Origin of the sequence: Microcoleus sp. Z1_A1, assembly GCF_036700305.1 — a bacterium.
Lineage (GTDB): Bacteria > Cyanobacteriota > Cyanobacteriia > Cyanobacteriales > Microcoleaceae > Microcoleus.
In genome coordinates, this window is sequence record NZ_JAUBOR010000057.1 from 23,611 (window position 1) to 30,264 (window position 6,654).

Sequence of the window (6,654 nt, forward strand, 5' to 3'; positions counted from 1 at the left end):
AACAGTCAACGGACTAACGCAACTCAACTTCTCGCTTGACTTCTGTCAAAACTCGATCGCCTCGCATCAACCGGTATTCGGCCCGCCAAACTCCCGGAATCAGAGGAGAATTTGTACTGTTTCTTTTGCCGACATAACCCAACCAAGTACGGCTGGGGGCTTTAATTTCATTGGTCTGATCGGCGATGGTTGTGCCGTTGGGTGCAAATAATTTGTATTGTTCCCGATCGCCCTTGAGCACTCCGTAACTTTGCACCCAAAACAACAAAGCTGGACTGTTTACAGGGAGTTGAGTTTCGGAAAATTGTCCTTCCCAGACAGCGTTGATATCGGGCGGCTTATTGGCAAAACCAGCCCTAATTAAACCTGTGGAAATATAGTCTAGAGGCTTGTCCCAAATTGGATTGCGGGCGATGTTGCAGCCTACCTTCGCGTCGGGTCCGACAAAGGGATCTACGGCTTTGCCTTGATAGCGATAAGTTACGTGTACGTGGGGGAAAGATGCCATCCCAGAGTTTCCCACCATGCCCAAAACAGTGCCTTTTTCTACCTGCGTACCCGGTTTGACGGCAACGCTGCCTTGGCGGAGGTGGCAGTATTGGGCTTCCCAACCACCGCCGTGGTCAATTACCATGCCGTTGCCGCATTCTGTGCCTGCGAGATTGGCTTTTTCTGTATCGTTTTGTAAACGCCGATCGACCACACCATCTCGTGCTCGCAAAACTTTGCCTGCTGCGGAGGCAATAACTGGAACTCCTTTTGCCATTGCTTTGGCATCGGGAATGGCAAAATCTGTGCCGTCGTGGCCGTCGTAGGTTTGGCGCCCGCAGCCAAAATCGACGGCGGTGGGGCCGGGTTCTCGATCGAAATACAGCAATACAAAACAGTCTTTGCCGAGGGTACAGTCGATCGGCTGACCGAATTGCGGGTTGTTGGGCTTTTGGGCGACTGCGGAAGAAACGAGACGCTGGGCGATCGTGTTGGCTTCGGCGATCGGGGCACTTACTCCGCTGTTAGTAGCACAGCTAGAAAGACTTGTCAACCCCAAGGTCAACAAAATTGCAGAAATGTATTTTGTGGAGAGTATAGTCATTCGCCGATTGGATGTAAAAGCTGAGGTGGGTAGTGAAAAATCAATTAATCATTCAGAATAGAGTTGCTCAAGAATCTAGACGATGGGTAAGGCGTTTTCGTTTCCTATCTTTGTTGTATTATTTTGAGTTAGAAATTTTAAAATTTTAATTAGTTCAAGAATGGGTTCTAAAATTCGATCGCTCATTTCGATAATTCGGCTTACCGGGCTTGCGGTTGCGGCTTTGGCGATGTGGGGATTTGCCACCATTGCCGAAGACGTGTTGGAAAAAGAAAGTTACGCTTTCGATACCTCTATTTTACTCGCTCTGAGGCAATTGCACACTCCCTTGCGCGATCAAATAATGCTGGGCTTTACCTTTTTGGGAGAGCCGAATTTGCTGCTAGTGATTTGTCTGACGTTGGGTATTGTTTTGCTAGCGCGCAATCACCGCTCGGAAGCTGCAACTATTGCGCTCGCGGCTGGTGGAGCCATCGGTTTAAATTTACTGTTAAAAAAACTTTTTGCCCGCGATCGACCTCAACTTTGGGAGCGTGTTGTTAATGTCACATTTTACAGTTTTCCTAGCGGTCATGCAATGATTTCCATGGTTATTTACGGTTTGCTAGGATATTTTTTGGGTGTACGATTTCCCAAGCAGCGCTGGTCGATTTACAGTTTGACAGTTGTCTTAATTGCTGCTATTGGTTTGAGCCGGCTTTACCTAGGAGTTCATTGGCCTACCGATGTTATTGCTGGTTATACTGCTGGTTTGGTGTGGCTAATTACCTGTATTATCACTTTGGAAATATGGAAGGAATTGCGTTCTTTTACTAGGGCTTCTCAAGAGGAGTTTTTGTCACAGGAAAAAAATCAAGAATAATTTGAAATTTTCTACTCAAAACTGACTATTTGCTTCTGGGTAAAACACATGGCAATTCCTTTTTCGTAGTAAGCAGCCTCGTTAATGAAAATGGGATATACGGTTGATTTACCTTCATACAAGACCGACTTACCATCAAAGGTCAAAAACATCGGTTCGCCGGGATTTAGGGCTTGATAATCTCTGGATTGCAGATGAGGATGAATCATTGCCTGAATTTCTCTGTTCTCGTTTCTGGGATAGTCGATCGCCCCAATGGTGTGATAAATAGTCAGGGGATTCTTGACCGCAGGCACTGTGCCTTGATTGTAGGCTTCTACGCAGTCTAATATCGTACCGACAACTTGCTCAGTTTCCTGAAATAAAGACGCATCTAATACGCTTTGTGGCACTGCACCAACTTCCAGCGTCCCGCCTAATTCCGAAAGCGATCGCAGCACAGGACTATCATGATTCTTGGTTGTAGAAGTGAGTACCTTGATGCGGGGATACACAGAGGTTAAATAAGCTGCTAGTTGCAGGTTAAATGGATGATGGCTGGCGAGAATAAATGTTAGCCCCATGTTGGATGTGGTGCTGTGCAAATCGATAATTACGTTGGGATGATGTGTGTTTTTTGAGCTAAAAATGCCGTAGATTTCTTTCGCCCGCTGGGCTTCATAGCTGGAGAGATGGGGATTTTCTAAATCTTGCTTTCTAAAGCAGCGGTTGAGGTCGATATCGATGTAGCGTGTCCCGATTTCGCAAGCTTTGGGATTGGCTAGCAGGGTGATAGTTTCAAAAGTCGATCGCCCCATTAACTCTGGCGCGCGATCGAATTTCTTCACGAGGTAAATTCCTGTGAGTTCGTTTCCGTGGGTTCCTCCCACTATGGCAACACGTTTAATTTGATTCATAAACAAATAATTTCCTATCCCAAGCCTGAGAGGTGAGAACCGAGGGAAAACCCAGAGGGGGCAATTGTTTGAGATAATGGAGAAGTCATAAAAAAGCGGGTGACTTTTGGAACGACCCCACAAAAAATGCTAAAGACATTATACCAAAAGTTATTAAGCATCCACTTGAGCGAGAGTCAACCACCCATCTTATAACTCTTAGTTCAGATGCTTCAAAGCCATCGACAACTCCGATGATCGAGATGAGCTAACATTTTTCCACAACCGATTCAATACAATAGTCGCGTCCGAAGTCTCCAGCTATTTCTTAATCTCCCCCAGCTTTCGACGCAGTGGCTGTGGTTTCCTATAACCCAAGCGGCTTTAAAGTCTGAATTTAGAGACCAAAGATTTAATATAGCACAACGGAGAAACAGTTCATAATTAACCTTAAAAACTAAAAAATATGTAGAATTTGCTCTCAACAGAACTCAATGGCGAGATCGAAATCTGCTGATAGTCACGATAATTTTTGGGAGTCAATCGATTTTAGATTTTAGATTTTAGATTAAAGAATTGACTTGCGCGAGATAAATGCTCTTTCTTGAGGATTTTCGATTTTCGATTTTGGATTGATTCCACGGATAAATCCGGGGGCTTGATACCACCTTTGAAATTCGTGGTCACGCTTTGCCAATATATTGGCAGTGAATGTCGAAATTGTCGAGGAGTTATTTCCCTGAAAAAAACTGGTAACGATCCCGATTTTGACACTTGAAAATCCTTATCCTGTCGTAGTAACCGGAGACCTAGAGTTTCATAGCGGGAAGCTCGCAAACTGTCTCATGACCGAAAGCATCCAGGATACAAGCCCCCGGATTCATCCGTGGAGAAATAAAAAACCTGTAAGCTGTTGCGGCATTTAAATTGTATGTCAAAAAATAATCAAACTATTGTGGGGAGTAGGGGCCCTAGCGTCCCGCCCGCCCTGAACCTACAATTTAAATGCGCGACAGCTTATCCGATAAACTTGCCCCCGAATTTATCCGTGGGGTCCATGCTTCAATCTAAAATCTAAAATCTAAAATCTAAAATCTAAAATCTAAAATCGATAGACTAAGGGTTAAGACCTAGCTTTGAATCAAGAAAAGAGTGTTTCTGTCGCGACTTCTGACCAGTCTAGCCAGCTTTTTACAAAACAATAATTTAAATCGAAATAATCTCATTTATTCAAAAATATAACCATTCATATATCTGCATTTGTTATTGACTACAATTAAAGTTATAATTAAAAATTTTGATTCAAATAGTAATTAAAATTTAAAATCAACTGATTTATTTTCAATATTTAAGCAAAACTATGAACTTGTTTAATCGCTATTTAGCACAACTTGATGATTATAAAATAGTAAAATAGAGGCTCTTATTCGGAAGAAAAGTTCGGTAACTTCACCCGATTTTTAGCTGGAGTTTTGTAGATTAGTTCTGCTTAGTGGCTAGCGACTATCGCCGGGAAGGAGTTCCAATATAACCACTTCGTAGCTTAGCTCGATCGCTCGGAAAAAACCCCTAATAATTTTCCCCATCACAGTATTTTTGGCCTCGGATTATCTGGTTGTGCTTGGAGTCAGTCCCTAGTTTTATGGCGAGATCAGATGTTAGCACTGATAGCCCTAAAGCCCCATAAAGCTCAGAACTTTCGCCAAGGACTAAATGCTCTATCCCTTTTACAGCAATCGGTCTAGCTCTCTTGTCACCCTCTCCGCAAAGTCTCATTCTTCAGGTTTAGCCATTTTGCCTGTTAATGTGTAGCGCATCGCCTTAAGTTTTACCCCATCTTTACTCCCTAAATATTTAAAACTCCTTAACTAAATCGAAGCCAAATTTACTCACACTATTGACATAATTTTGCCAAGTTTTTATTAAAAATAATTAAATACCTAGGTCGGTAGGAACACAAATATCGGCAGAACTAATTACATCTGAAGATAGAGGAACCCTCAATCAAACACCGCTAATCTATAAATTTATGAGAGATAAAAAACTACTTAAAAATTTATTAATCTAAGAAATGTTTAAGTAGTTATTAATGTAAAAAAGGAGATTTATGGTAATAAGCATTATTGTCCACGGTGGAGCAAAAACCATCTCCGAAGACAAGGTTGCAGCCAACAATGCAGGCTGTACCGCAGCAGCAGAAGCTGGTTGGGCAGTGCTCACAAGCGGGGGTACAGCAGCAGAAGCTGTTGAGGCAGCTATCCGGGTTCTGGAAGCTGACCAGACATTTAACGCAGGCTTTGGATCGGTTCTCAACAACCAGGGAGAGGTAGAGCTAGACGCAGCGATGATGGAAGGCCGTTCCTTAGCTTGGGGAGCGATCGCAAATGTTCAAGGCGTGCGCCATCCCATCTCAGTGGCGCGAAAGATTATGGATAAAAAACCCATGTTCTTAGTAGCGGATCATGCAGAACATTTTGCTGCAGAAAGTGGAGCCGAGATGTGTACAAAAGAAGACTTAATCGCGGATGAGCAACAGGAAGAGTGGGAGGAGGAAAAAGAAGTTCTTGACCGCCCCAATACCGTTGGTTGTGTAGCTTTGGATAGTAGTGGCACCTTAGTTGCCGGTACCTCAACAGGCGGCACTATGAATAAGCCCGCCGGTCGCGTCGGCGACAGCGCCATTATTGGCTCAGGCTTGTTTGCTGAAAATGAACAGGGCGGTTGCTCGACCACAGGCGATGGCGAGTCCATTATGCCAGTAGTTCTAGCTAAGAGGGCGATCGACATTCTAGCGTCCGGCAAGCACCCAGACGAAGCCGCGCAGATGGCCATTGAGACTCTGGCATCTAAGGTGGCAGGAGAAGCTGGGTGCGTCATCATAGACCCTCAAGGGCGGGTTGGCTGGGCGCATAATTCAACGGACATGGCTTGTGCTTATAGAACCTCAGAAATGGACAAGGTGGCTGTGTTCACTAAGAAAAAACAACTCGTCCATCGTTGAAATTATTGAGGCTGCATTCTCTCTAGTTGGAGAGAGTTAAAATTCCGCAACTAATATCTTGTTTCCTAGTTATTAAGTAGCTTGACATCAATTAATATCCCGGTCGGGGTGGGTTTTTGAGATTGTCAATTATGGGCAGATATTGTTGGTGAACCCACCCCTACAAAAATCGCGGTCGCTCGACCGGACATGATGTCAGTTGGTAGTTCCATTGCCTTCCAGGCTTGAAACCCTTATTCTACGGTTGGTAATCAAAAACAGTCCGAAGTATTGATCGATAAACACTTTGTCAATTTGTAGGGCGGGCATTGCCCACCCTACTTTTAATTATGTCGAGCTACTTAGTGGCAGGGAAAACAGTTCAATTCAAACTCGACTTGGATGTTTCTATGAACTCAACATACGACTTTCCTTACTTTCAAGGCAACTCTCTTTCCGATTTGTTTGCTCCAGACATCACAGATGCACGTTATGCGTTCATCCTAAATTACCCTGCCACCGCCAGTTGGGCTGCTTATCCCAACAGGAAAAAATACTTTATTCAAGACGGCAGCAGTGAAGCCACCAAAACTTCTTTCGACAAGATTGGTCAGAAGGAACCTTGGAAAAATCTGGCAGTGTTAGGTGATGCCATCCCAGGGATTGTAATTAATGAGCCGCCGAAGTCGCTGATTGACTATTGGCGGGAGCATTTGGGCTTCAGCAACAGCAGTATGGAGATGATAGACTGCTCAACTTATCTCGAAGATACAGCACTTCCGGATGTTATGAGGTACAATAGAATTGACTAAAAATAATATACCAATGAAAGCATACTCAGTAG

5 protein-coding genes and 2 pseudogenes are annotated in these 6,654 nt (G+C 44.0%); 5 read left to right on the forward strand and 2 right to left on the reverse strand.

Annotation, left to right across the window (positions count from 1 at the left end; genetic code table 11):
• Positions 1–13: 13 nt before the first annotated feature.
• Complete coding sequence (locus QT973_RS24215) at positions 14–1,093, reverse strand: M23 family metallopeptidase (protein ID WP_333057699.1); 1,080 nt, start codon at positions 1,091–1,093, stop codon at positions 14–16.
• Positions 1,094–1,253: 160 nt separating this feature from the next.
• Here QT973_RS24215 and QT973_RS24220 point away from each other — a divergent pair, with 160 nt between their 5' ends.
• Positions 1,254–1,955, forward strand: a complete 702-nt coding sequence (locus QT973_RS24220) for a phosphatase PAP2 family protein (RefSeq protein WP_333234030.1) — start codon at positions 1,254–1,256, stop codon at positions 1,953–1,955.
• 11 nt (positions 1,956–1,966) lie between these two features.
• Here QT973_RS24220 and QT973_RS24225 read toward each other — a convergent pair whose 3' ends face one another.
• Complete coding sequence (locus tag QT973_RS24225; protein WP_333057695.1) at positions 1,967–2,851, reverse strand: aspartoacylase; 885 nt, start codon at positions 2,849–2,851, stop codon at positions 1,967–1,969.
• Between the two features lie 126 nt (positions 2,852–2,977).
• Here QT973_RS24225 and QT973_RS24230 point away from each other — a divergent pair.
• The 4 genes and pseudogenes from QT973_RS24230 to QT973_RS24240 all read left to right on the forward strand — a co-directional run.
• Positions 2,978–3,379 (forward strand): annotated as a pseudogene (locus tag QT973_RS24230) (IS4 family transposase); the annotation flags it as partial.
• Positions 3,380–4,323: 944 nt separating this feature from the next.
• A pseudogene (locus tag QT973_RS27100) lies at positions 4,324–4,575 on the forward strand (IS4 family transposase); the annotation flags it as partial.
• A gap of 362 nt (positions 4,576–4,937) precedes the next feature.
• Positions 4,938–5,831: an isoaspartyl peptidase/L-asparaginase family protein gene (locus QT973_RS24235; protein WP_333392367.1), complete on the forward strand. Its 894-nt coding sequence runs from the start codon at positions 4,938–4,940 to the stop codon at positions 5,829–5,831.
• Positions 5,832–6,220: 389 nt separating this feature from the next.
• Positions 6,221–6,622, forward strand: coding sequence for a hypothetical protein (locus QT973_RS24240; protein WP_333392371.1), 402 nt, complete (start codon positions 6,221–6,223; stop codon positions 6,620–6,622).
• Positions 6,623–6,654: the final 32 nt, after the last annotated feature.